This window comes from Latilactobacillus parasakei, from assembly GCF_049674265.1.
In the GTDB taxonomy this organism is placed as follows: domain Bacteria; phylum Bacillota; class Bacilli; order Lactobacillales; family Lactobacillaceae; genus Latilactobacillus; species Latilactobacillus sakei.
The window spans coordinates 1,398,107-1,424,116 of sequence record NZ_CP186861.1 but is presented as its reverse complement, the minus strand read 5'-3'; the positions used below and the strand labels follow the sequence as shown (position 1 = coordinate 1,424,116).

24 protein-coding genes are annotated in these 26,010 nt (G+C 40.4%); 15 read left to right on the top strand and 9 right to left on the bottom strand.

The annotated features are described in order from the left end of the window. Positions 1 to 160: 160 nt before the first annotated feature. The 4 genes from ACPBEH_RS07195 to ACPBEH_RS07180 all read left to right on the top strand — a co-directional run bounded on the left by ACPBEH_RS07195 (position 161) and on the right by ACPBEH_RS07180 (position 5,492). Entirely contained in the window at positions 161 to 919 is a 759-nt protein-coding gene (locus ACPBEH_RS07195; RefSeq protein WP_025016148.1) for an ABC transporter ATP-binding protein, read from the top strand. Positions 920 to 933: 14 nt separating this feature from the next. Further along, complete coding sequence (locus ACPBEH_RS07190) at positions 934 to 2,754, top strand: FtsX-like permease family protein (protein WP_424348732.1); 1,821 nt, start codon at positions 934 to 936, stop codon at positions 2,752 to 2,754. Between the two features lie 185 nt (positions 2,755 to 2,939). Further along, positions 2,940 to 4,355 carry a glucuronate isomerase gene (gene uxaC / locus ACPBEH_RS07185; RefSeq protein WP_424348731.1) on the top strand — a complete coding sequence of 472 codons (1,416 nt, stop codon included), beginning with the start codon at positions 2,940 to 2,942 and terminating at the stop codon, positions 4,353 to 4,355. 111 nt (positions 4,356 to 4,466) lie between these two features. After that, positions 4,467 to 5,492, top strand: coding sequence for a LacI family DNA-binding transcriptional regulator (locus ACPBEH_RS07180; protein WP_424348730.1), 1,026 nt, complete (start codon positions 4,467 to 4,469; stop codon positions 5,490 to 5,492). A 94-nt stretch (positions 5,493 to 5,586) separates the two neighbouring features. Here the strand turns inward: ACPBEH_RS07180 and ACPBEH_RS07175 are convergent, their stop codons facing one another. Then, positions 5,587 to 6,243 (bottom strand): histidine phosphatase family protein, encoded by a 657-nt coding sequence (locus tag ACPBEH_RS07175; RefSeq protein WP_016264406.1) that lies wholly within the window; start codon positions 6,241 to 6,243, stop codon positions 5,587 to 5,589. A 214-nt stretch (positions 6,244 to 6,457) separates the two neighbouring features. On the opposite strand from ACPBEH_RS07175, the gene ACPBEH_RS07170 reads away from it, so the two are divergent. Next, the gene (locus ACPBEH_RS07170; RefSeq protein WP_424348729.1) at positions 6,458 to 6,916 is read left to right on the top strand and encodes a MarR family transcriptional regulator; all 459 of its coding nucleotides are present in this window, start codon (positions 6,458 to 6,460) and stop codon (positions 6,914 to 6,916) included. 486 nt (positions 6,917 to 7,402) lie between these two features. Here the strand turns inward: ACPBEH_RS07170 and ACPBEH_RS07165 are convergent, their stop codons facing one another. Together ACPBEH_RS07165 and ACPBEH_RS07160 are read right to left on the bottom strand one after the other, a co-directional pair. Further along, positions 7,403 to 8,305, bottom strand: a complete 903-nt coding sequence (locus ACPBEH_RS07165; protein WP_424348728.1) for a proline-specific peptidase family protein — start codon at positions 8,303 to 8,305, stop codon at positions 7,403 to 7,405. Between the two features lie 73 nt (positions 8,306 to 8,378). Next, a complete protein-coding gene (locus ACPBEH_RS07160; protein WP_424348727.1) occupies positions 8,379 to 10,217 on the bottom strand; it encodes a monovalent cation:proton antiporter family protein in 1,839 nt (612 codons plus the stop codon). A gap of 136 nt (positions 10,218 to 10,353) precedes the next feature. On the opposite strand from ACPBEH_RS07160, the gene crcB reads away from it, so the two are divergent. From crcB to ACPBEH_RS07125, 7 genes are all read left to right on the top strand, one after another. Continuing rightward, complete coding sequence (gene crcB / locus ACPBEH_RS07155) at positions 10,354 to 10,761, top strand: fluoride efflux transporter CrcB (RefSeq protein WP_280102941.1); 408 nt, start codon at positions 10,354 to 10,356, stop codon at positions 10,759 to 10,761. Next, positions 10,758 to 11,105, top strand: a complete 348-nt coding sequence (locus ACPBEH_RS07150) for a fluoride efflux transporter FluC (RefSeq protein WP_424348726.1) — start codon at positions 10,758 to 10,760, stop codon at positions 11,103 to 11,105. Before crcB ends, ACPBEH_RS07150 begins: the two co-directional genes overlap by 4 nt. Before the next feature lie 93 nt (positions 11,106 to 11,198). Beyond that, positions 11,199 to 13,490: an RNA polymerase recycling motor HelD gene (gene helD / locus ACPBEH_RS07145; RefSeq protein ID WP_424348725.1), complete on the top strand. Its 2,292-nt coding sequence runs from the start codon at positions 11,199 to 11,201 to the stop codon at positions 13,488 to 13,490. Positions 13,491 to 13,605: 115 nt separating this feature from the next. Further along, the gene (gene coaA / locus ACPBEH_RS07140) at positions 13,606 to 14,535 is read left to right on the top strand and encodes a type I pantothenate kinase (protein ID WP_025016146.1); all 930 of its coding nucleotides are present in this window, start codon (positions 13,606 to 13,608) and stop codon (positions 14,533 to 14,535) included. 181 nt (positions 14,536 to 14,716) lie between these two features. Beyond that, the gene (guaA, locus tag ACPBEH_RS07135; RefSeq protein ID WP_201062768.1) at positions 14,717 to 16,255 is read left to right on the top strand and encodes a glutamine-hydrolyzing GMP synthase; all 1,539 of its coding nucleotides are present in this window, start codon (positions 14,717 to 14,719) and stop codon (positions 16,253 to 16,255) included. Positions 16,256 to 16,394: 139 nt separating this feature from the next. Then, the gene (locus tag ACPBEH_RS07130; protein WP_424348724.1) at positions 16,395 to 17,762 is read left to right on the top strand and encodes a hypothetical protein; all 1,368 of its coding nucleotides are present in this window, start codon (positions 16,395 to 16,397) and stop codon (positions 17,760 to 17,762) included. 276 nt (positions 17,763 to 18,038) lie between these two features. Next, positions 18,039 to 19,604: a DNA cytosine methyltransferase gene (locus ACPBEH_RS07125; RefSeq protein ID WP_424348723.1), complete on the top strand. Its 1,566-nt coding sequence runs from the start codon at positions 18,039 to 18,041 to the stop codon at positions 19,602 to 19,604. A 68-nt stretch (positions 19,605 to 19,672) separates the two neighbouring features. Here ACPBEH_RS07125 and ACPBEH_RS07120 read toward each other — a convergent pair whose 3' ends face one another. Both ACPBEH_RS07120 and ACPBEH_RS07115 read right to left on the bottom strand, forming a co-directional pair. Next, positions 19,673 to 20,923, bottom strand: coding sequence for an MvaI/BcnI family restriction endonuclease (locus ACPBEH_RS07120; protein ID WP_424348722.1), 1,251 nt, complete (start codon positions 20,921 to 20,923; stop codon positions 19,673 to 19,675). Then, positions 20,920 to 21,381 carry a helix-turn-helix domain-containing protein gene (locus tag ACPBEH_RS07115; protein WP_424348721.1) on the bottom strand — a complete coding sequence of 154 codons (462 nt, stop codon included), beginning with the start codon at positions 21,379 to 21,381 and terminating at the stop codon, positions 20,920 to 20,922. Before ACPBEH_RS07115 ends, ACPBEH_RS07120 begins: the two co-directional genes overlap by 4 nt. Before the next feature lie 227 nt (positions 21,382 to 21,608). Between ACPBEH_RS07115 and ACPBEH_RS07110 the strand changes: the two genes are divergently transcribed. Both ACPBEH_RS07110 and ACPBEH_RS07105 read left to right on the top strand, forming a co-directional pair. Next, the gene (locus ACPBEH_RS07110; protein WP_424350062.1) at positions 21,609 to 22,061 is read left to right on the top strand and encodes a sialate O-acetylesterase; all 453 of its coding nucleotides are present in this window, start codon (positions 21,609 to 21,611) and stop codon (positions 22,059 to 22,061) included. Next, positions 22,058 to 22,570: a PadR family transcriptional regulator gene (locus ACPBEH_RS07105; protein ID WP_424348720.1), complete on the top strand. Its 513-nt coding sequence runs from the start codon at positions 22,058 to 22,060 to the stop codon at positions 22,568 to 22,570. Before ACPBEH_RS07110 ends, ACPBEH_RS07105 begins: the two co-directional genes overlap by 4 nt. A 43-nt stretch (positions 22,571 to 22,613) precedes the next feature. Here the strand turns inward: ACPBEH_RS07105 and ACPBEH_RS07100 are convergent, their stop codons facing one another. The 3 genes from ACPBEH_RS07100 to ACPBEH_RS07090 are packed head-to-tail and all read right to left on the bottom strand — an operon-like array spanning position 22,614 to position 23,925. Continuing rightward, the gene (locus ACPBEH_RS07100) at positions 22,614 to 23,360 is read right to left on the bottom strand and encodes a sulfite exporter TauE/SafE family protein (RefSeq protein WP_424348719.1); all 747 of its coding nucleotides are present in this window, start codon (positions 23,358 to 23,360) and stop codon (positions 22,614 to 22,616) included. Between the two features lie 41 nt (positions 23,361 to 23,401). After that, positions 23,402 to 23,725, bottom strand: a complete 324-nt coding sequence (locus tag ACPBEH_RS07095; protein WP_424348718.1) for a hypothetical protein — start codon at positions 23,723 to 23,725, stop codon at positions 23,402 to 23,404. Continuing rightward, on the bottom strand, positions 23,722 to 23,925 hold the full coding sequence (locus ACPBEH_RS07090) for a helix-turn-helix transcriptional regulator (RefSeq protein WP_371857388.1): 204 nt from the start codon (positions 23,923 to 23,925) through the stop codon (positions 23,722 to 23,724). The genes ACPBEH_RS07095 and ACPBEH_RS07090 overlap by 4 nt, the downstream gene beginning before the upstream one ends. Before the next feature lie 121 nt (positions 23,926 to 24,046). On the opposite strand from ACPBEH_RS07090, the gene ACPBEH_RS07085 reads away from it, so the two are divergent. After that, complete coding sequence (locus tag ACPBEH_RS07085) at positions 24,047 to 24,751, top strand: GntR family transcriptional regulator (protein ID WP_424348717.1); 705 nt, start codon at positions 24,047 to 24,049, stop codon at positions 24,749 to 24,751. 23 nt (positions 24,752 to 24,774) lie between these two features. On the opposite strand, the gene ACPBEH_RS07080 is transcribed toward ACPBEH_RS07085, so the two are convergent. Continuing rightward, positions 24,775 to 25,974: an enolase C-terminal domain-like protein gene (locus ACPBEH_RS07080; protein ID WP_424348716.1), complete on the bottom strand. Its 1,200-nt coding sequence runs from the start codon at positions 25,972 to 25,974 to the stop codon at positions 24,775 to 24,777. Positions 25,975 to 26,010 lie beyond the last annotated feature (36 nt).

Below are 26,010 nucleotides of genomic sequence, written 5' to 3'. Positions count from 1 at the left end.
TAGGAAGACAAAATTTTTTTGATGTTTCACATGAAATTTTTAAAAAGTGAATCTTACAAACTTGTTATTTCAATTTGACGAATTGTCATTTCAAAAACAGGCGCTAAGTTGTTTTATCCGATATACTAGTTGTATTAATGAAATTTGGAGGCATTTAACTATGGATACACCAACAGTTGTTAGCGTAAAAGATGTACAAAAAACGTACGGTAAAGCTAACGAAAAACAATACACAGCTTTAAAAGGCGTGACCTTTGATGTGCAACGTGGCGAATTTGTCGGCATTATGGGTGCTTCTGGTTCGGGGAAAACAACGCTTTTAAATATTCTATCAACCTTAGACAAACCAACAGCCGGCGAAGTGAAAATTAACGATCAAGAAATCAGCCGTTTAAAAGGCAATGCATTAGCCGACTTTAGAGCTCAAGAAATCGGCTTTATGTTCCAAGATTTTAACTTACTTGAAAATTTAACAGCTTACGAAAATATGGCATTACCATTGACGCTTCAAAACGTTACTGGTAAAAAAGTTCGCGAAAAAATTACAACGATTGCCAAAACATTGTCAATCGATGCGATCTTGAATAAATATCCAACCGAATTATCAGGTGGGCAAAAACAACGGGTGGCTGCTGCCCGTGCTTTAGTGCATAACCCAGCCATTCTTTTTGGGGATGAACCTACTGGAGCGCTTGATTCTAAGAGTGCCCGCGAATTATTGGACACAATGGCTCAATTAAACGAAGAACAACGCGTTTCAATCTTATTGGTGACTCATGATCCCTTCTCAGCAAGTTATTGCCAACGGATTCTCTTCATCAAAGATGGGCAAATCGGGCAAGAATTAGTGCGTGGTGACAAAACACGTGAAGCCTTTTACCAAGAAGTTTTAGATACATTAGGAACATTTAATCACTAGGAGGAAGACTAAATATGCTATGGAAATTATCATTAACCGGCATTAAGGGCCGATTTAAAGACTATTTAGTCCTTTTTTCAGGCCTAATTATGTCGAGTGCCATTTTTTACATGTTCGAAGCATTAGCGACTAATAAGGATTTTGTGACGAGTAACTCACCAATTGGCATGGCGGCAATTGTCTTCCAAATTGGTTCTGTCTTACTCGGTATTATCACACTGGTCTACATTATCTACGCCAATAGTTTTTTAATGAGTATGCGGCGCCGAGATTACGGGATGTTCATGATGTTGGGTGCAAAAGGGCGTAAGATCGCCCAACTGATTGCAGCTGAAACGCTCGTCATTGGGACGGCTGCCACATTAATCGGGACTGCCATTGGGATTGGCTTAACACAAGTTGTGAGCCAATTCTTACTTTCACGATTAGATATGCATATCAAGCATTTCTCACCACTCTACTTACCAGCAGTCATCACCACCTTGATTTTCTTCATCGTCTTGTTCATCATTGCGGCGGTTGTTAATCAATATCAATTATTGAAAACACCTGTCTTACAATTACTCCATGATGATCAACAACCAAATCGTATTAAGGAAAATAAAGTCGCACGCTTAATTCAAATCGTTTTAGGCCTCGTCTTCTTAGCAGTTGGTTATTATATGATGATTGCAATCGCAACGTTCCAAGTGATGGGCTTAGTGATTGCCTTAGTGACAATTGTTTTAGGGACCTATTTCCTATTTAACGCCTTTTTCGGTTGGTTATTGATGCTCTTAAAACGCAATGAAAAGTTGCGGAATAAAGGTTTAAATAACTTTACGTTAGCGCAATTGAGTTTCCGAATTAAGGATTACACAAAAATGTTGGCTTTAGTGGCGATGCTTTTCGCCTTAGCACTCGGTGCGATTACGGTCGGAATTGGTTATCAAAATGAAATTCCCAAGATTGCCGATTCAGCTTCTGCCTATGATGTGGTTTTAAATCAACCCACTCAAAAAGCTTTGACACTGACTAAAGATCTCAAAGGGGTTAAACAAACGGCGACGTATCAAGTGAAAGAAGATGGCAAAACCGTTTATTATCGAACAGAGCAGTTTAAACAAACACCGTTATTGACTATGGAATATGGTAAGACGGGTAGCGTTTCTACCGAGACAAAAGTTCGCCAAGTCCCATTACGTGAACTTCAAAAAGGGGATACCTATCTCTTCAGATCAATTCAAGTGCCAAGCCAAACCGCTAAAGCAGTTAAACTCGTTTCTAACGAAGCCTTTGCACAAATTACAGCGCCAACCAAGGTTGTTAAAACCTACGATGTGCAAGACTTTAGCGCTAACTTACCTGTCATTAAGAAGTTATACCAAGAACAACTCAAAGCAAATTCAGAGTTGAAGGCTAACCCAGAAGCGGACAGCAGTAAGTATGCCAGCTATAAGATGGCTAACGGCGTTTTCAGTGGCCTTGAATTCATGGGCTTCTTCTTAGGGATTGCTTTCTTAGCAATGTTAGCTAGTTGTTTAATGTTCAAGATCTTATCAGGGGCGGCCAGTGACGTCAAACGCTATACGATGTTAGCTAAAATCGGTGTTCGTCAAAACCTCTTGAAACAATCGATTGCTAAAGAAATCGGCGCATTATTCCTATTACCGGGGATTGTCGGTGTCGTGCACGTCTTGTTCGGCTTACAAATGTTTAAAGAACTGATGATCGATCCGTATAATCAAATCTGGATACCATTCAGTATTTTCATCGTGTTATATGCCGTGTACTATGTGGTGACAACGTGGCTATATCGCGGAATTGTTTTAAAAGAAACTAAATTTGGTGAATAAATAAAAGAAGTCTGCTTAGGGTCATTACGATGGCGTTAGGCAGGCTTTTTTTGTAGACAAAGAAGGATTGACAATCGGTATTGAAAGCGCTATATTGTTGGTGTTGAGGAAAATTCGCGCGGTTTTTCTTTTTTATTTCGAATTTAATGTTAACGATAACATAAATAACGAAGGAGCGTTATGATATGCAATTATTAGATGATGATTTTCTCTTAGACAATGACATGGCCAAGACGTTATACCACGATTATGCAGCGCAAATGCCGATTATCGACTTTCACTGCCATTTGAATCCTTCAGAAATCTATCAAAATAAGAACTATACCAACATCACTCGCATCTGGCTGAACGAAGGGACGTACGGCGATCACTATAAGTGGCGTTTAATGCGTGCCAATGGCGTTGATGAAAAATACATCACCGGTGATGGCGATGATTATTTAAAATTTATCGAATGGGCTAAGACAATCGAAAATGCCTACGGTAATCCACTTTACGAATGGACGCATTTGGAATTGCGCCGCTTTTTCCACATCGATGAACGTCTGACCGCTGAATCAGCACCCCGTATCTGGGAAAAGGCCAACCAACTCTTACAAACAGACGACTTCAAACCGCGTCAATTGATAAAAAATTCAAATGTACAAGTGGTCTGCACAACTGATGATCCTGCTTCTGACTTACACTACCATCAGTTATTAAAACCAGGAGAAGCTGCCAACGGCTTTAAGACGTTACCAGCAATGCGCCCTGATCAATTGATGCAAATTGATCGTGACGGTTTTGGTGATTACTTGAAGACCCTTGGAAAAGTAGCTGGAGTTGAGATTCATGATTTTGCCACGATTGTAACAGCTTTGACGCAACGGTTCGAATTTTTCAATGAAATGGGTGGTCGCTTATCGGATCATTCGCTATTGACTTACCACTTTGAAGAAGCGACGCCAGCGGAATTGGATGCGATTGTTGCTAAAGGAATCAATAACGCTGCACTCAGTGAACACGAAATTAATCAATATTTGACGATGTTGTTAGAAGCATTGATGAAACTCAATACGCAATTCAAATGGACGATGCAATTTCATATCAATTCTGACCGCGATTTAAACCGCCCAATGTTCGCTAAAATTGGACCTGACACGGGTTATGATGCTGTTGGGACACAACCGGATATTGTTAAACATATCAGTGCACTCTACACGAAGATGCAACAAACTGAAGACGTGCCTAAGTCAATTTTCTACTCACTAAACAGTAATGATTGGTTAGAATTGGCAACCATGATGGGCTGCTTCCAAGGTGGGACCACGCAAAAATTACAATTGGGCGCCGGCTGGTGGTTCAATGATACCGCCGAAGGGATGACCCAACAGTTACAAGTCTTCGCACAACAGAGTCTCTTGCCACACTTTGTTGGGATGTTGACGGACTCTCGGAGTTTCCTATCATATCCACGTCACGAATACTTCAGACGTGTCTTATGTAGCTTCTATGGCCGCTTAGTAGAACAAGGCCGTGTACCAGATGATGCTGCAGAATTAGGCCGGGTGATTCAAAATATCGCCTATAATAATGCGCACGATTATTTTGATTTTTTCTAAAATGAATGAAAGAAGCCTGAGATGAATGATCGCGGCTTCTTTTTTATATTCAGCGTGCGCAATGATTTCTGGTACAATGTTCTAAGAGCGTACAGAAAGGAAGCATACGGCGTGAAAAAGGCTGATAAGACAACCGTCACGATTCGAACGATTGCACAACTTGCAAACGTCTCGCATATGACGGTTTCACGAGCACTGAATGATAGTGAGCTGGTAAAACCAGCCACGAAGGAGAAAATTTTAGCGATCGCCAAGGAGATCGGCTATGTGCCTAATATTAACGCGAAGAGTCTAGTGACAAATCGGTCTTATATGATTGGGATTTTCTTTACCAACCTTGAAACAGGGACTTCCAACAGCTTTATGACTGATGTCGTGGCTCAAGCGCAAGCGGTATTGCCTAAGAGTTATTCGCTTTCGATTAATAGTGTCGCCAAAGCGATGGCAGGGCAGTATATTTCAATTAATAACTACGATGGGATTATCGTTATTAGTCAGTCTAAATCTGATTATGATTTTATTGAATATGTTCATAATCTGGGCCTACCGCTAGTTGTTCTGAACCGGGTGATCGAACGTGACGACATTAATAATTATGCGATTGGCGATCGATTAGGTGGTGAGTTGGCCACTAATTATGCGATTCAAATGGGCCATCGCAAGTTAGCGTTGATTCGGGGCGTTGATTCGTTCGAATCATCCGTTCAGCGGACTAACGGGTTCATGCAAGCAGTTGAGGCCAATAACATCGAAGTTGACCCCACACTAATTAAAGTCGGCGATTATCGGCCAGAGAGTGGGCATGAATTGATGCGGGAGATTCTGGCGAGCGGCAATATTCCGTCCTGCGTTATTTGTGAGAATGATGATATGGCGGTTGGCGCGATTAGTGCCTGTGTTGAACTTGGTTACCAGATTCCACGCGATATTTCATTTATCGGGTTTGATGATATGGCATATGCCAAATTTATTACGCCATCATTGACGACGATTAAAAAGCCAACTGCCCAAATCATCGAAATGGGGGTCGCTAAACTGATGGCGATTGTCGAAGGCGAACAATCAGAGGTCGAACAAAAAGTAGTTGATCCAGAAATGGTTATTAGACAATCCGTTGTTAATTTATATCAACACTAATAAGAGAAAAGGTATGCCATAAGTCGGGTATCTCCTGAGGATTAAAAAAGGAACCGGGACAAAATTTTGTCTCGGTTCCTTTTTTAGTAGTGCTTTAAATCGTTAATTCATTATAGCTTTGAACTGTGACGCCTTCATCAGTGAGGACCACTTTTGTGATGCTACCGTTCATTGGGCTCACCGTTACATCAAACTGACCATTGCCAAATTTACCGACGATACTGCGAATCGTTGTGCCATGGCTGACCATTAAGACGTTGTCGCCATCGGAACATTCTGAGCGGATTTGTTTGAAGCCTTTACCAACGCGGGCCCAGTATTCTGCCGCATTTTCAGCGTCGTTAAAAGGATCGGCTTCTTTCATGAAGTCTTTTGAAGCGTCGAGTGAGTACTTCGTAATGATTTCTTTGAAAGTCTTAGCGTCGTGGCTAGCACCAGTCATGTACCAAGCTTTGGCAGAATCCTCACCTTCGTAGTAACCGTAGAATTCTTCGCGGAAATGAGGGGTGATTGTGTAAGGGGTGTCGAGGTAGAAACTCTTCTTAAGGATAATTTTAGCCGTATCCATAGCGCGACTGCGGTCACTTGAATAAGCCTGGGCGAAGTTCACCTTTGAAAGTTGTTTGCCGGCTAGTTCAGCGTCTGCGATGCCTTTTTCGGTAAGGGGTGAATCGGACCAGCCTTGCATCCGGTTGTAACGGTTGAAGAAAGTTTGTCCGTGACGAACTAAGTAGAGTGTAATGCGTTTCATGTAATGACCTCCATCGAAAGCTTTAATTAATTCTATTCTAGCATAGATAGCGCTTCATTTTCACATGAAACATAGTTAATACTAATATCAGGATTATTAATTTAACGAATGAGCGTATATCTTTAAAAGTTGGAATATGTATGATAACTTTTATTAATATTGTATTTTACAAAAGTATATTTTTAACGATATTAATAAAAAGGGATGATTTTGAATGGCAAACAAAGTAAGCACTGCAATCAGTGTAGATCAGTTTAATGAATGGTACCTTAAAATTGGTCAAATCTATCATAAAATTAATCATATTACGGTGAGCCATGATCTTAGTTACGACCAATATTTAATTATGCGAGAACTAAAGCGGATTCCCAGTATTGAAGTGACCAAGTTGTCGCGGATGTTTGATATTACAAGCCCCGCAATCTCGCGTAAAGTTAATGCGCTCTATAAAAAGAAGTTGATTACTAAAAAGCGAAGTGACATTGAAGACCAACGGAAAGTTTTTATTTGTTTAACGCCACTAGGTGAACAATTACTTAACGAGTTGGAAGATGATTTTGAAGCTTTGTTTAAAGAAATGATTGGTGAAATTAATCAAGAACTAATGCCACTTTTCAAAAGTACAGATTGTTTTTATAACTATCTTTCTAAAAAAGCAGAGCAACAAGCCTAATTGAAGCCATAAAAAAAGCACCTAAGCTATGATGAAAATCCGCTAGGCAATGACTGCGGGGGATTATCACCAAATCCTAGGTGCTTTTTTTGGGTGTTAATGCTCAGAAGTTACCCGTTTCGAACGCACACTAAACGTGCTTTTTGAAATAACTTCCTGCGCTTAACCAAATTTGCCAAATCGGCGATTACATCGCCAATTCGTCAAATTCAGTTAATGCTTAGAAGCTACCCGTTTCAAACGCACTCTAAATGTGCTTCCTGGCGCAATAATTTTCGCTTAATCTAAAAATTCCATTAATCCTAAAACCGGATTAATGGAATTTTTGTATTAATGCGCAATTACTAAACGCGTCAGTCAGCACTCTAAACGTGCTTTTCGAACTGCCTTTTCCGGTTAACTAAAAAATGGAAATGATGGTTGAAGAACACCATCATTTCCATTTTTTCTGTTAATCCTCAAAGCCAAAACGTTCGAATCAGCACTTTAGTCTTTGAAGTTACCACTTTCTACGTCCTTGATGAATGTCTTCAAGTGGTCGAAGTATACTGGGGCGTTGTCAATCATGTGATGGTGACCACCATTTGGTGTTGTGACCAAACGTGAATGTGGAATCTTTTCAGTCATGATCTTAGCGGTTGCGATTGGCATTGTTTCGTGTTCGCCAAATGTGATTAATGTTGGGACAGTAATCTTGTGGAGTTGGTCACGGAAGTGCCAGTCCTTCAATTTACCAGTCACAACGAATTCGTTGTCGCCTTGGAAGACGCCGTAAACGTCTGTTGCCATTGTTGGGATTAAATGTGAGATGGCTAATGGTTGTTTACGATCAACGTAACCAGCGTTTAACTTGTCAACAAGTGCTTGGTATTCGTCGTTATCGTAATCGTTTTTAGCTTCACAGTCTTGCATGAATTTTAATTGTTCAGGCGTCATGATGTCTTCGCGAATTTTGTTGATGTTGGTTACATATTCGTCGATTTCATCAACCATACTTGAGATGATGGCACCCTTCAAGTGTTGACCATATTTAGCAGCGTACATTTGAACTAATGCGCCACCCCATGATTGGCCGATTAAGTAGAAGTTGTCGATGCCGAGTTTTTGACGGACTTCTTCAACTTCGTCTAGGAAGTAATCGTAAGTTAATAGTTGGTCATTGCCTGGTTTTGAGTAATCAGGTTGATCAGAATAAAATGAACCAAGTTGGTCGTACATGTGTACTTGCACACCAAGATCAGCTAATTCCTTACCGAAGTTTTCCCAGTATTCGTGATTGCCACCAGGGCCACCGTGTAAGCAAAGTAAGTGAATATCGCCTGTTCCTTGCGTGTTCGTCCACAAATGATAACCATTATCCAATGTGAGGATCGTTGTTCCTTGTTTCATATCTGCACCATCCTTTAATTATGATAGTTTCATTATAAACCTATTAAAGGAAATGTGCGAGTGTTAACAAGGATTAGTTGCGGGTTTCTAATTGCCGTCTAATCGCTGGTACAGCTTTTTTGTTACCGGTTAAAATCAAGTGATCGTTTAAGTGAATTTGCGTGTCACCGTGGGGCATAATCAGCTCTTGATCGCGGTAAATTCGGCTAATAGTAACTTGGTCTACAAATGGTAAGTTGGAAATCTGTAAGCCAGTGAAACGTCGGTTTTGAACGGTCACTTCGAAGAGACCAGCATCGGTATTGTCGATGATTTGAAGTGTCGATGGTGTTTCAATCAAGCTCCGTAGTAGGCTGATATTGGCTTCGTAAGTATTGAAGACTTCAACACCTTGTTCCTTAAGTTGATCGTATTTTTCATCTAAGATATCCTTTGCCTCAAACCGGGCGATAATCCGGGGAACCTTAGCTTCAAGTGCTAGTTGGGCGAGGCGATAATTTTGTTCATGGTTTAGATAACCGAGAATGATAATATCGGCATCAAAAGCGCCGGATGTCAAAAGGCTGTCCTCACTGAGATCTGGTAGTAAGGTCAGGTCAGCCGCACTGTGGTAGATTTCGTAATTACCTTGGTTATCAGTGAAAAGTTGTGTGGTATAAAGCCCGTTTGATAGTTGCTGGGCAATGGGGATCGTCATAATGTTGGCGCCGATAAACTTAACGCGTTTGCGCGGTAAATCTTCGGGTGTTGGTTGATAGAAGCGATTGAATAGGATTGGCCCCAGGATACAACTTAAAATGGCAGCCAAGGTGAAGGCCCCGGATTGTTGTTCGGTAATGGTTTTTAAGTTCAGGCCAACCGTTAAAATGGGTAAGACTAACGTAATTGTTGTCGCACTTAAAAAAGTACCCGCAATCGCATTAGTTTGTTTAAATCGCCGTTTTAAAACCCAATAGGTAGCTGCTTTGGAGAGCATAAAACCGATGAAGAAAAAGGGAATTAACGACAACGATTTACGGTCTGCTAAGAGCGCTGGCAGGTCCAATTTAGCACCGGTCATGATGAAAAAAATTGGGATGAAAAAGCCGTAACCGATGGAGGTTAACTTATCGGTTGTTTCTTCACGCGGCCGTAATAATTTCATGACCATTCCGGCTAAGAAGGCCCCTAGAATACTTTCGGCGCCGACTTCTTCAGCAATTGACACGAGTGTGATGATTAAGAAGAACGCCAAACGGATGTCGAGTTGCGTGGTGGATTTATCAATCCGGGCGAAGAAATGATAGACGCCTTTGAAGCGGACTAACAAATAAATCGCGGCAACGAAAATCAGTGATAGGAGCCAGAGACTTTTTGAACCGGGGTTATTGAGGGATGAATAAACCGTCAATGCGACCAACGGAATAATTTCGCCCAACACCGCAATCAAGAGAATCGTTTGACCGAGTGGTTGGCTAAGCAGTTCTTTTTCCTTGAGTGCAGCAATTACGACACCGAGGGCAATCGTTGAAAAGAGGATGGTTGCCAGCCCAATATCTTTAAAGAGGCCACTCCAAGCGAGCAAACCACTTAAACCAAATGAAATTAGTAAGATAAAGGCGAAACTGGTAATCGACAGTTTGACGGGACTCGGTTGGACTTTTAGTTGGGGGTCAGTTGGCGCGGGTTGTTTTTTAAAGAGATCAAAATCAATTTCCATCCCGCTTAAGAAAATCAAAACGGTCACGCCCAGCGTTGAGAGTTCCGTTAAGGTCGGGGTAGAGACGATTAAATGGAAGCCACTCGTCCCTAAAATAATGCCGACGATGATTTCGGCGACAGCGGTGGGCAGATAGGACATTTTAAATTTAGCCATCAGAAGCGGCGTCATTAAAGCCGCCAGTAAGACGATGACAAGTGCAAGGTTAGTCATGACTAACATCCTTTCAAAATACAAAGTTGTTTAAGAGGATACACTAGATACTTTAAAAGTTAAAGGTCAATTTACAATTCGGTCAAACTTGGTTAGTATGGAAGGAATAAAAACAAGAAGAGGTCAGGTCACGATTATGAAAATAAAAGAGAGTTTAGCCGTTGGTAGCTTTGCCTTTTTCGGTGGTATCTTGCGTTATTTAATCGGATTGGTATTGAATCAGCCAACTGGGTTTCCGTCTGGGACTTTATGCGTCAATTTGATTGGGGCGTTTTGCCTACCTTTTTTGATGCGCTATATCGTGGCACGCTTACATTTGAGTGACCAATTGGCCTTGGCAATTGGGACCGGCTTTTTCGGCGCCTTTACAACGTTTTCGAGTTTTAGCGTCGACGCGATTCGATTGGTAAATCAGCAACAGTGGTCGGCCTTTGCTTGGTACGTCGGAATCAGCATGGTCGGGGGCGTCTTGTTGAGTTTACTAGCGGATTACTGGGCGGTTAAACTGACCCAGAGCACTGAAGAAGAGGGGGACGGACAATGACCATTCTATTAGTTGGCTTTGGCGCAGCATTGGGTGCCATTTTACGGTACCAATTGACGCGAGTTGGCGCCCATATCGCTAGTGAATTCCCACTGGTGACCTTTTTAATCAATCTAACCGGGAGCTTTTGTTTGGGCTGGTTAACCGCGTCCCAATTAAGTCAGCCAGTGACGCTCTTTTTAGGCGTTGGTGTGCTTGGCGGGTATACGACCTTTTCAACCTTAAATAGTGAGTTGAGCCAATTGTGGTTCCGTCGACGGTATCACATCTTCTTTGGTTATTGGCTTTTGACCTATGGCCTGGGCCTTTTGGTGGCTGCAGCCGGCTTTTATGCTGGTTTATAGCTGATAACAGCCAGTAGGCCGATTGACTCGCACTCATGTGAATTAAGTGTTAAACTGGTAGGGCTATTTATTTAAAATAGGGAGGCATTTGCTTTGACTGACGTACAGAAATCATTGGAACAAAGCCGATTAACAGAAATTATTGGTTTAATTAAAAAAGCTGAGACCCATTTTGAAGGGGCTGTTAAGCGCGCAAAATCGGAAGAAAAAGAAATTAACGAGAACTTCTTCAACGACGTTCGCCTTAACTTCAATAACGATTCCGCGATGACTGAAACCGCCGTTTCGATTGAACAGCAGCGGCAAATGCTACAAGAACGCAATCACTCGTGGCAACAATCTTCACGGCAATTGGAAACTTTGCAAAAGATGGAAAAGACGCCGTATTTTGCCCGTGTTGATTTTCAAGAAAAGGGTGAACCTAAATCCGAATCAATTTATATCGGCTTAGGCTCATTTACGGATACCGACGATCATTTCTTAATTTATGATTGGCGGGCACCGATTTCATCAATTTACTATGAAGGTAAGACGGGCGCTGTGACGTACCAAACACCAGATGGCCCGCAAGATGTGAATATCTCACTTAAACGCCAATTCTTGATTGAAGATGGTCAAATTAAGGCCTTATTTGATACGCAAGAAACGATTGGCGATCAAATGTTATTAGAAGTGTTAGGTGAAAAATCCGATACACAGATGAAGAGTATCGTGACGACGATTCAACGTGAACAAAATCAGATTATCCGTAACACAGATGCTGATTTGTTATTCGTTCAAGGGGCAGCTGGCTCAGGGAAAACGTCAGCTATCTTGCAACGCATCGCGTTTTTACTCTATCGCTATCGGGGCAATTTAGATTCGAGCCAAGTGATCATGTTCTCGCCTAACCAATTATTCAACGACTACATCGCAGATGTGTTGCCTGAATTGGGCGAACAAAATATGATTCAAATGACTTACTTCCAATATGTGGCGCGCCGGTTACCAAACATGGCAGTCCAGAGCCTTTTTGATCAATTCGAAACACCGGTTAACGAAACCGATGGTCGGATTAGTCGCTTGAAAGAAAGTCTCGTCTTTTATAAGGCCGTTAAAAAATACGCTGCGCATCTTGAAAAAGCCGACATGCGCTTCCGCGATATGAAGGTCAAAGGCCGCGTCTTGATTACGAAGGAACACATCAGTGAGGTTTATTACCGGTTTAATGAAAACTACCATCTCGGCAATCGATTAGATGCCACTAAAGAAAGTTTGTTGCGGACATTGAGCCACAAGGTTGATCACGAAACTAAGGCTGACTGGGTGACTGAACAAGCCGAAAATATGAGTGATGAAGAAATCCGCGAATTGATGTCTGGTAAAGATTTCAAGACGGGTGATGCTGAAAGCAAGTTTATCGCTAAGCAAATCGTGCTAGAGGCCTTTAAACCGGTTCGCCGGTCTATTCAACGCAATCGCTTCTTAAGCATCCAGGCGCAATATATTCACTTCTTACGAGTTGTGCCACAACTTGTGAAGTTAGCCGACTTTGATATTACAGAAGAACAATGGCAAGACCACGTCACTCATTTCGTCGCGCAATTGAAGGCTAAGCAGATGACGTTGCAAGATGTCACACCTTATCTTCATCTCTACGATTTGATGACGGGTAAAAAAGGTGAACGTGATATGCGTTTTGTCTTCATCGATGAAATTCAAGATTACACGCCTTATGAATTGGCCTTCTTGAAGCTCCATTTCCCTAAGGCCCGCTTCACATTATTGGGCGATTTGAACCAAGCGATTTTCACTAAGGGTAACAGCACAAATCTCTTGCAACAAGTCCAACAATTATTTGATGCCCAAAATACAAAAGTGGTGCAATTAACGCGTTCATACCGGTCAACGCAACAAGTGACCGATTTTACCAAAGGCTTATTAAAAGGTGGCCAAGCCATTGAAGCCTTCAACCGCGTTGGCGATAAACCAAACTTGATCGTGCGCCAATCAGAAGCTGAGTTAGTGGCTGATGTGAACCGCCAATTAGCAGCAAATGAAGCAGACAAGTTGTCGACGGCGATTATTACCAAGACATTGGTGCAAGCCCAAGCATTGACGGAGATGCTCAAGGAAACGGGTACGAAAGTCACCTTGATTCGTTCCGAAAATCAACGTTTAGCAGCCGGGACATTAGTGGTCCCAAGTTTCTTGGCTAAAGGTTTGGAATTCGATGCCATTATTGGCTGGCAAATCAGTGCCGCTAACTACAATCATGAAGATCAACGGCAATTGCTCTACACGATTTGTTCAAGAGCAATGCATCGCTTGACCTTGTTAGCCACTGATGCACTTTCACCATTGATTGATAACGTCGATCCAGAAAAATATACATTAACTAAATAACCAAACAAGTGGGGCTGTGACAAAAGTAATATTTTGTCACGGCCCCACTTTTTAGCATTAATTATGGTAAAATGTAACCGTTTAGCAGTTAGTTAAGCCCTGGGAGGATTAAAGCATGAAAAACGAGATGAACTATTATGAAATCTCGCGAGAAGAATGGCGTTATTTTCACGGCCGTGGCGAAAAATACACTGCCATTACGGACGATGAATTACAGCAAGTCAGCGGCTTAAACGACCGCATCTCGTTAACGGATGTTAGTGACATTTACGTCCCACTCCGTCATTTATTACAAATGAAGTATGAACAATTCCAAGAAAATCAAATTAAGCAGTCTGAATTTTTAGAAATCAAACCGCACAAAACACCATTCATTATCGGCATCGCCGGTAGTGTCGCGGTTGGTAAGAGTACCACCGCACGCCTATTGCAGCTATTACTGAGTCGGGTCTATCCAGATAAGACGGTCCAAATGATTACGACCGATGGCTTTTTATATTCGACTTCTGAATTGAAGCAAAAAGGGATTCTCGATAAAAAAGGGTTCCCCGAAAGTTACGATATGCCGCAGTTGATCAGTTTCTTGAACGCTGTGAAAAATAATGTGGCGCCGGTTAAAGCGCCCAAGTATTCACATCAAATCTACGATATTATCCCGAATGAGTTTGATATCATCGATGACCCCGATATTTTAATCGTCGAAGGGATCAACGTTTTACAATTACCGACGACCGAACAAATTTACGTCAGTGATTTCTTCGACTTTTCAGTTTACGTCGATGCCAATCCAAGTTTAATTGAGAAGTGGTTCCTAGAACGCTTTGACCTCTTATTAGATCTCGCGAAGGATGATCCAACGAACTATTATTATCCTTATGCGATTAGTGATCGCGCCAGCGCCTTTAAGATGGCCCGGCGTGTCTGGCGCGACATCGATTTACGTAATTTGAACGACTATATTTTACCAACAAGAAACCGCGCCGATTTAATTTTGCATAAAACCAAACATCACCTGATTGATAAGGTATTTCTACGAAAATATTGATAATAGAATGAGTTTTTTCACAGGAATGGCTGTCATCCATTGACGTTTTCATGATTAATCAGTAGAATAGATACATTATAAAAAAGTTTTAGCGTTACTAATCGAGCTGAGTGAAACGAGGACCATTTAAGTTTTACTCAGCTTTAATAAAAAAGGAGTGAGTTGTTTGGCCCAAAAGGACATGCAAGATTTCGATAAGATTATCGTTTTAGATTACGGTAGTCAGTATAATCAATTGATTACACGTCGTATCCGTGAATTCGGGATTTTCTCTGAATTGTTGCCTAACACGACAACAGCAGCAGAAATCAAGAAGATCGCCCCTAAAGGAATTATTTTCTCTGGCGGCCCAATGAGTGTTTACGATGATGGTGCCTTTTCAGTTGACCCCGAAATTTTTGAATTAGGGATTCCAATTCTCGGTATTTGTTACGGGATGCAGTTGATCAGTTTCAAAAATGGCGGTAATGTTGAAGCATCAACAGAACGTGAATATGGTAAGGCTGAAATTACAGTGACTGACAAAGACAGTGACTTATTCAAAGGTCTTCCTGAAAAACAAACGGTATGGATGAGTCATGGTGATAAAGTGACTGCAATTCCAGAAGGTTACGTGACAGTTGCTGAAAGTGATAACACACCATTTACAGCAATCGAAAACCGCGACAAACATATTTACGGGATTCAATTCCATACTGAAGTGCAAAACACTGAATTTGGGAACGATATCTTGAAGAACTTTGCATTTGGCGTCTGTGGGGCCCAAGACAACTGGACAATGAACGATTTCATCGACATGCAAATCGAAAAGATTCGCGAACAAGTCGGTGACAAGAAAGTCCTTCTTGGTCTTTCAGGTGGCGTTGATTCTTCTGTTGTTGGGGTGTTATTACACCGCGCAATTGGCGACCAATTGGTCAGCATCTTTGTTGATCACGGCTTACTCAGAAAAGGCGAAGTTGAACAAGTGATGGAAAGTCTTGGCGGTAAATTTGGGTTGAACATCATCCAAGTGGACGCTAAAGACCGTTTCATGAGTAAACTCGCTGGCGTTTCTGACCCAGAAAAGAAACGGAAGATTATTGGTAACGAATTTATCCAAGTGTTTGACGAAGAAGCAACTAAGTTAAACGGGATTGACTTCTTAGCGCAAGGGACTTTATACACTGACATTATTGAAAGTGGTACAAGTACTGCGACAACCATCAAATCACATCATAACGTTGGTGGTTTACCAGAAGACATGCAATTTAGCTTAATTGAACCTTTAAATACATTATTTAAAGATGAAGTTCGTGACCTTGGCGAAAAATTAGGCATGCCATATGAACTCGTATGGCGCCAACCATTCCCAGGTCCTGGCCTTGGGATTCGGGTCCTTGGCGAAGTGACTGAAGATAAATTGAAGATTGTCCGCGATAGTGATTTAATTCTGCGTGAAGAATTTGCACTCGCCGGTTTAGATAAAACCGTATGGCAATACTTCACAGTCTTACCAGGCATCCGTAGTGTGGGTGTCATGGGTGATGGCCGGACATACGACTACACAGTTGGGATTCGTGCCGTTAACTCAATCGACGGTATGACAGCCGACTTCTCACGGATTCCATGGGATATCTTGCAAAAGGTTTCGGTGCGAATCGTTAACGAAGTCGATCACGTTAACCGTATTGTGTACGATATTACGAGCAAGCCACCTTCAACAGTGGAATGGGAATAAAATCCCAAGCAAAACACCGCAAGTCGTTTCGACGACTTACGGTGTTTTTTTGTGCAATCAATTTAGGCTTTTAACGGTAGTTCTTTGAAATCAGACGCAATATAAGGTACCATCTAATCAATGAAAGTAGGGATAACCGATGGTAAATGGCAAACAATTAGAAACCAGTGAAAAGATTAAACAAGGACTCGTTTTTGCGGTCGCAAAACTGATTCAAATCTTACCGCTGATTGGCTTAACAATGTTACATAGCGGTCATACCGCGGCATCTTATATGCCGTATATCTTATTTTATACCGCGTTGAAAACCGGGCTATTATTCGCAAATAGTCTGGGTCACGTACAGAATTCGTTTAAAATAACTAGTATCAGTATGTTATTAGCTGCGGGAGCTTCATTCGTATTAGCCATTTCGCCGTGGTTATATTTAACGGATATCGCGGCCTTTATTTTGGGCGCCAGCGCCAGTGTGATTATGCCGACCTATGAAGGTGTTTATTATCACGAGCGGGTAGTCTGGAAATGGCATCTGATGGGGACCGAGATTAAAACGTTATTGGCTTTTAGCTTAGTAACGGTTGGTCTATTGACCATTGCTAGTCATTTTTCATATCGGTTCGTCTTTATTGTCATCATGCTATTTGTACTGATTGGTTTTGTCGGCATGCAACGCTTCGAACCATTTGTGAAGCAACTTGATGAATCAGTATTTGTCGCACAAACCAAATCACTTAATAACTTGGAACTATTTGTCTGGGCAACTGCGATGGCCTTTGCGCTGAGATATCTGCGCCTTTTTGAAGCCAAATTTATCTGGTTATTAATTACCGTTGCTGTCATTGGTTTAGTCGCGCTAGTCTTGCGGGTGATCATCACGCGTGGTACTAAAACGAAGATGCCAGGTTGGCTCTTGATTTCGGCCTTAATTAACGGGGCGTTTGAAACGTTCTTAATGCTCTATATATTTGTCGCGATCCAAAATCAGGGCTTGATGATAGGGGCTTACGTCACTTATGGTGCTGGGATGATTCTAGCCCAAGTTATTCGAAAGAGCGTGCAAGGGCGCTTTTCGAAGTTATCAGATTTAAAAGTCCAACTGCTGGGTTTTGTGGTTGGTGCTTGGTTGATGATTACGCCGCATCTAATTTTATTAGGCATCTTATTAATTAGTTTCTTTGGCAGTGCTAACAGCATTCTTTTGAATCACCGCGCTTATTACACCGGCGTCACAACGCCCGCGCAAACCTTAATCGTTAAATATCGGAATACGTATCTCGGTAGTATCCTAATGCAATTTATTTTGATTATTGGCTTGATGGGCCTAGCCGTAATGCGGCAACAAGACATGACGACCGTGATTGCCCAAATCAGTGGCAGTGTCGCAATGTCGGACACCACCAGCCAGTTGATTCACCTAGCCGGTCTGATTAGTGTTGGTTTCTTAACGCTAATTGCCGGATTGGCAGGCAGATATTTACCAGTGATGGATGAAAATCCGCTAGTTTAAGCAGATAAAAATTGCTATCAGGATAGTGCCATTTTTACAGCTTTATTAGATATATTTTTTATCGTATCTTGAGTAAAAAGTGGAATGGATTTTTAAGTGTTCTAGAAAAGAATATAGAGTAAATCAAAATGTTAGTCCTTAAGAGTTTTTACTTAGAGAATAAAAATTTTAAATATTAAAGATGTATTTTAGTATTGTTACTATTAGAATCTGCCTGGACTTACTTCAGGTAATTTGGTATAATAATCGGAATACAAAAATTAGGATGGTGGAAAAATGCCTTACGCTATAGATTTATTTTGCGGTGCGGGAGGATTTAGTGAGGGTATCATACAAGCTGGATTTGATATTATATTTTCTAGCGATAAGAGCCCTATGGTTGAAAAAACATATACAAATCGTCATAAACAACTGGGTATAATAGAAGGTGTAGACACTCATTTTGAACTTACAGATATCAGAAATCTTACCACGGAATTAATTTTTAAGAGTATAAACAGTTTGAAATATGGGGATATCTTCAAACCAGGCTCAATAGACGCTATTTTTGGAGGTCCACCGTGTCAAGGATTTAGTAGGTTAGGAAAAAGAGATTCTGCAGATCCAAGAAATATGTTGTTTCATGAATATTTAAGAATTATAAGAGACGTTAAACCTAAATATGTTGTAATGGAAAACGTGAAGGGAATACTGGATATGAACATGCTTGATTTCCCTAGTGTGTTGAAAAAGGAAAAATATTTAGGTCAAACTTTGGTAAAAGATATTCTGTACTCAGAGCTAACAAGTTTGGGTTACAATGTACTAGACGTACAAGTATTAAATGCATCAGACTTTGGGGTACCACAGCAAAGAAATAGAGTAGTTTTTCTTGCATATCGGAATGATGTTTCCCCGGTTAATTATCCTCAAAAAAGAATAGGGTCGGAAGTAAATGTTCGAGATGCGTTAGGAGATTTATACATCGGAAATGAGTATGAATATACAACAGAATACTCTGCAAAGAGTGTTGAAGGACGTACACAGAATATTCTTACAAGAAACCCCGTTTCTAGGGCAAGTATTACTAATATGGAGGTATCTAAGCATGAACCAATAGTACAGCAGCGTTTTTCTTTGTACAAACAAGGAGAGAATAGAAGAAAAGCAGTTACTCGTTTAAAAAGAGATGGAATAAATTTAATAGAGAACTTGCCAAGTCTTTTTTTCGAAAGCTTTTTTCAACTTAATAAAAAATATAATGCAAAGATAATAAAAAGAGGATTAATAAAATATAATTTATTTGAAAAAATAAATTATAGTGATAAGTGGATACAATTTACAAATAGGCAATTAGCATTAATATGGCAGCATTGTGTAAATGGTGATAAAGAATCCTTCAATAAGGGAATTAAATTGCTATCTACTAGATTACGATCAGATGTGAAAACGACAGAGAGATTCTGGGATACTGTTAAAGATGACTTAAATGACGAAATTGATGAGTTAACCTATTCGGATCGCCTATTGAAGGGACAATTTAACGAAGATATTATAGAGGCTGTATTTACGAAAAAAGGAATTCGCACAAGATTGGATTCGGAGAATGTAGCACCAACTATGGTGACATTACCAGATGACTTTATTCATCCATATTTTAACAGAATTTTAACGGTTAGAGAGATGGCTAGATTACAATCTTTTGATGATAGTTTTGAATTTTTGGGTAAACGAACAACGGGTGGTTCACAAAGAGTTCTTGAGACACCACAGTACACACAGGTTGGAAATGCGGTTCCTCCGTTGTTAGCAAGAGCAATTGCTGAAGAAGTTTTTAAAGCGACAGAGCTTAATAACGAGTAGATATACAAATATAGAAAAAAGATAGACCTGTATTTATAAAATGCAGGGCTATCTTTTTTCTTAGATAGTTATTGGGTTGATGTTAGGTCGATAGGGTTCATGTTATCAAAAAGAAGTTCAAGCTGTTTACGTTTAATTCTCCAGGCATTTCCATGATTTTTTCCGCTATATTTACCACTAGGGGTAGTATAACCTCTCCAATCATAAGTGATCCCTCCTGATTTAACAAGGGATAGAAATGTTGCAAATTGAGGAGAACGAGAAAGCTGAGCTGTTGTATATTTAAATTCACCAAGATTATTATTAATTCTTGTTAGAGCTTCCACCCACAAAGTTGCAGGATGTTTTCGTTGTAATTCTTCGTTTAAATTTTCAAAAAGCCAATAACCTGTTAAAACATCATTATTCATACTTTTTTTTCTTAATTCAATTCTTTCTAATTCTTCATTGACAAATAGATAAAATCCTAAGGAGTTTTGAGGAGCATTAATAGATCCGATTGTAATATATAGACTATTGTATCCGATATGTTTATCGGAATTATAGCCATAAAGTCTAGTAAAAGCTGAAACCCGATTTCTATCATTGGGTTCCAGCAACTCAACTTTAGTATTCTTAAACTGTGGACGTAATGTAAACAACGTATCAAGCGATTTACTAGTCTTAGATTTCAATTCGATAATTCCTTCAAAATCAGCTTTTGGAGAATTATTTGTTTTAATTCCTAATAAATGCTCTAATGTATCTCCAGCATCTTTTGGGGATATTTTCCCCGGTCCTTTTGAATTGGGGTGATACCCTTGTTGAGCGATTGCTTTAATTGATGGTAGTAAGCGGGAGAGGGATTCTTTGATAGCATCATGTCCAAATATATTGGATAGTACAGTGCTATCAGGAATATTATGTGTAATATTTATAAGAGTAATGGTAGGTGTCGGGTTATGTGTATTAACGGTGATATACAGTAAGTCTCCAACTTGAATAAGTCTGCGGTTGTATAGTTCTTTAATTCCGTAAATTGAGAAACGTCGGTCACCTCGAGAATTATTAACCCGGTAAAAATTCATTATTAATGATTGACAAACATCATTAGTAATGAATTCTGCCGATAGTTTCATACCATTTTTTCCACCATGGGCTAAGTGATTAAAGTTTACTAAATTTTTATTTTTAAGTATATCTCGAAGTAAAATATTAGCATCTATATTATTTTTTTTTATCATAGTAGGTGTTAAACGAATGACTGTATATTCGGAGGAATTGTATCTGTGAATGGAATTAATAGTCTCAATTTCATCATTATAAGGCTCAAAAATCAAATTGTGTTACCTCCTCTTTTAAAAAGAATAGTAAGATCTATATCTAGTTGTACGGATACAGCAGTTAGGGTTGAAAGTTTCGGATCAGAAGTAGTATGACTTAATAAGCTACTTATGGTGGATTCTTCTATCCCAGGATCGCTGCTCAAAAATTTCTGTTTAGAGCCTCTAATTTGAAGCTTTGTGTTCTGAGTGAATATATTTAAATATTGTTCTAGATCCATATCTTTATCGTAGAAATCGTTAAGATCAATATATTTATTAAATAATTGGACCAAATTAATATTTAATGCTCTGGCTATATTTACTAAAGTTGATAATCTTGGATTTATAGACCTATTGGGAGAGAAAAATTTATTTATTGTATTCCTAGAAACATGAGATTTTAATGCAAGAGTTTTTTGATTAATATGACGATATTCGGTTACGCTTCTAACATTTTTAATAATTGTTTCCATATTAGGCACCTCTACTCTAGTAAAATAGTACATCATTAAGCCGGCATATAATTCATTTTAGTTTACATTTATTGGTGAATTTACTTTAAAATAAAAAAGATTTATATGTAATGCTAGACGATAGTTTGTAAGTTATCTAGTAGCTTTTGATATTTAGAATAAATGGTTAAGAGAACTAAAAATTCAAAATTAAGGGAATGCCATTCATAATCTAGTCAGACTATACTATCAAGTTAACAGCGGTCTTTAGTCATCTACGCCAAGCATTGGGTCAAGCAGACTTACCCATTATTGTCGGTCAATTACCAGACTTTTTAGGCCAAGAAGGGTTCGGCGCTAGTGCGACAGAATTCAATGACATTAATCGGGAAATGGCGAACGTGGTTGCGCAAGATCCCCATAGTTATTTAGTCAACGCCGCCGAATTAACGGCCAACCCTGATGGCATTCACATCGATGCGGCCTCACAACGGCGCTTTGGCCTGCGTTATTACGCTGCTTTTGCCAACCAAGAGGATGTCCTCGCAGTACTACCAGATGAAGCTATTCAATTAGAAGCACTTTATCAACGGCCAGAAACCCCGCAGGAAAAGATGTATCGCTTGAGCCGTGCTTTTGCACTTGGGCAAATGAGCTATCCAGAATTCATCGCGCAATTAACAGAGGGGACCGCCAAATGATTCAGTTTCTAATTTTGGGTTTATTGAAGAAAAAGCCAGGTGCTTACGGCTACGAATTATTAGCTGATATGGAAAATAATTATTTCGAGTTCTTTTTGAACTTTACGAAGGGTTCTTTTTACTACAACTTACAACAACTAGCGGAAAAGCAATTGATTGAAAAAATAGTGGATGACGCCAGTGATAAGCGCGAGAAAAATCGCTATGTGCTTACGGCGGCAGGAGAAGCGGCTTTTGAAAAACAGTTCGCCCATTATGGCGGGCAGAATAAGCCGATTACTTTCCCATTCTACACACCATTATTATTCACTGATCAAGTTGAACCAACGCAAATGCGCGAACTCTTGCAGAGCCAAATTGCACAAACTAAGGAAAAGATCCAAGCGATTGAAACGGCACTAAATACCGCAACCAATCTGCAACCGATGTTTATCAAAATGATGGCCAATTCAAAACGGCACCACGAGGTTAATTTGGAATGGTTGCAGGAACAATTAAATGAACAATAAAAAAACTGACAACACAATCTTTCGAGTTGTGTCGTCAGTTTTTTTAATAGGCTTGCATAAACAAACTAACCGCTAGTCCTAATGCGGCGATGCCAATCCCAATTTTGGTTAGGCGTTCTGGTAGTAGACGGACGATGATGGGGCCAATCAGGCCGCCAATCAAAAAGCCGATTCCAAGGGGCAAGACAAGGCCCCAGTTGATGGTCGTTTGAAGCGCGTAGACTAGTGTGGCGATACAGTTTGCAAGGCCCATCGTCAGGTTTTTGGTGGCGTTGTATTCTTGGAAGGGCGCTTGGCTGATGACTGAGAGCAGCGATAGCATCAAGACGCCCGAAGCAGCACCGAAGTAGCCGCTGTAAACGCCGACTAAGAAAACACCGAGCCAAGCGAGGCTAACTTGCCATTTAGCGGGTTGACCAACTTGGAGATGGCGGGGTAAGAGGATTAAAATGCCGGCAGATAAAATGAAAAAGGGGACAATTTTTTGGAATGTTTCTGCTGGAATTTTAAAGAGTAATAAGGCCCCCACAATACAGCCAATTAAGGTTAACGGTAAAAGCGTAATGAGTTCCCGTTTTTGGTGTTTCAATTCCTTACGTGAAGCCAGTGATGCGCCAACGCCGGTGAAGATTAAGCCCGCGGTGTTGGTGACATTGGCTGTGACTGGTGGTAACCCGAGTGCAAGTAGGGCTGGGTATGAAACGAGTGATGCGAGACCGCCGACGGTACTAACGATGCCGGCTGCCACGCCAATTAGAATTAATGCAAGGCTCAATTGGATAAATGACATGAATAAGGCGCTCTTTTCTATAACGAATTAACGTTTTAATATTATAGGACTTGATCGTAGTAACGGTAGGCGCAATATTCAACGGGATACTTGAGTGCGTAGATGTAAAAAGCATCGCTGACAGCGTCACTGATGGTCATCATTTCACTACCACCATCAGTTAGTAAGAAATAAGTCATGGCCAGTGCCAGTAAAATAACGATTGAATCAAGAAAAATAGCCATCACCTTAGCGGCTTTGATGGTGATTAATTGCCAGCGTTCATCGTTCTGGTAGGCCCGGGACTTATTGTGTTTGAAGTGAAGATCTAAAAAGATGAAAACTGCTAACAGAATAATCAGAATTAACATGATGAGTTGCTTCATTTTGAATCCTCCTCTGGTGAAAAGACAGTTGTTATTTCGACCCCAAAGACCTGCGCAATCTTAAAGGCGAGTTCTAATGAGGGTGTATATTTATACTTTTCGATTGAAATCACGGCTTGCCTAGAAATGCCGGTCCGTTCGGCGAGATCGGCCTGGGTCCAGTTTCGCTCAGCGCGTAAGACTTTAATGCGATTTTGAATCACGTAATGAACTCCTTCCATAATGTAACGAACTAGTTACTTTTAAATTGTAATGAGTTGGTGACATTTTGTCAATTTTATTTTGTGATAGAATTAAAACAAAAGCTCCTAAGGAGAAATCATGAAGAAGAATGAGTTTATCATGCAGGATCTACTTAGTAAGATTTATCAAAATCAATTCAAAGATGGTAAAATTCCCAATCAACGTGAGTTAGCGCAAATCTACGGCGTATCGCGATATACGGTTCAAGAGGCGATTAAAAGTTTGGCTGAAATTGGCGTTATCAAGGTTGTTCAAGGTTCGGGCATGTATGTCTATGACAATTTACGGAACAATACGATGATTTATAATTCGCTAACGAGAACACCATATGGCCGTATCCGCTCGAAAATGATTTCTTTGGAACAAGCAATGTCGACCTTAGAGGAGCAACAAATTTTCCAATTAGAAGAACCCGCACTAATTTGGACATTTAAGCGTCTGCGAATTGTCGATTATAAGATTGAACAAATTGAAATTTCGAAGTTACCGGTGGCGCTTTTCCCCGAGTTATCACAAGAAAATGTCGAGCATTCAATTCAAAAGTATGTTCAAAATAAGGGTTACCGCATTTCCCATTACATTACGAGTTATCAACCGATTGCTGTTTCAAAAACAGAATCCGAACTACTTTTATGTAAGAAGGGGGCCCCTGCGATGCGGATTACTAACCGTTGCTTATTAGAGGATGGTCGGGTTTATGAATACAGCCAATTAACAGCGATTGATTATGATTGTACCTACATTACACCGTTCAATAAAAAAACACATCAGAACCGACAATGAGTCGTGTCTAATGTGTTTTTTTATTATGGTGTCACAATTGAACCGTCAGGGATGCGACTTTGTGTCCATTCGTGTGGTCGGTAAACGATGGGGAATTCTGCCGCCATTGATTCGTCGAAATCGACACCAATCCCGGGGCGTTCGATTGGATAGAAGTAACCACCCTTAGCTTGAGGAACGTGACTAAAGCTTTTTTTAGTATTTTCAGGCACTTCGATGTTCTCCTGAATAGCAGCGTTGTGTAGATGAATATTAAGATGGGTATTAACTGCCAAACCGATTGGTGTAATGTCAGATGGTGTATGCCAAGCGATTTGAATACCAAAATTATCGCACAGATGTGCTAGCTTGAGGGCGGGGGTGATACCACCGATTTGAGAGACGTGGGCCCGCATGTAATCAATTTGGCGTTTTGTAATAATCTCCTGCCATTCCATTGGATTATTGAATAGCTCACCAGTCGCAATTGGGACTGCACTTTGGGCCCGGATGGTTTCTAACCAAGCATTTTGTTCGGGTGGTAAAAGATCTTCCAAGAAGAATAAGTGATATTTTTCTGATTGTTTAGCAAATTGAACAGCTTGATTAGGGGTGAGACGTTCATGAACATCATGCAACATTTGGAATGAATGCTTATATTTTTTATCGATTGCTTCAAACATTTCTAACGTTGTGTCCATGTATTGTTGTTGGTTAAAATAAGAGCCTTGAATGGGATTGTCAGGTGTTTTTAAATGAGTTGCATTACCGCCATAAAAGCCGAGTTGGCAACGTAAGTATTGATAACCTTCAGCCGTAAATTTATCGATCTCAGTATATAGATCGTCTAGATTATCAGCTACCGCGTGCGTGTAGGCAGGGATTGCTGTTCGCGATTTACCGCCTAGTAATTGGTAGAGGGGCATATTGGCTAGCTTACCTTTAATATCCCAAAGCGCCATATCAACGCCGGAAATGGCATTGTTGGTAATTGGACCATTGCGCCAGTATGAATTAACGGTCATTACTTGCCAAAGATCTTCAATTTGATTAGCATCCCGGCCAATTAATAATGGTTTCAAATATTCTTCAACAACGGTTTTAACCGCTAAGGGGCGAAATTGAAAAGTGGCACACCCAACACCAGAGACACCTTGGTCAGTTTCAACTTTAACAACTACTAAGTTATGGCGATCTGGTTTAATTGCAAATGCTTTAACGTCCGTTATAATCGTTTCTTGCATAATTATTCCCTCGGTTTCTTCAATTAAGGTTACTTG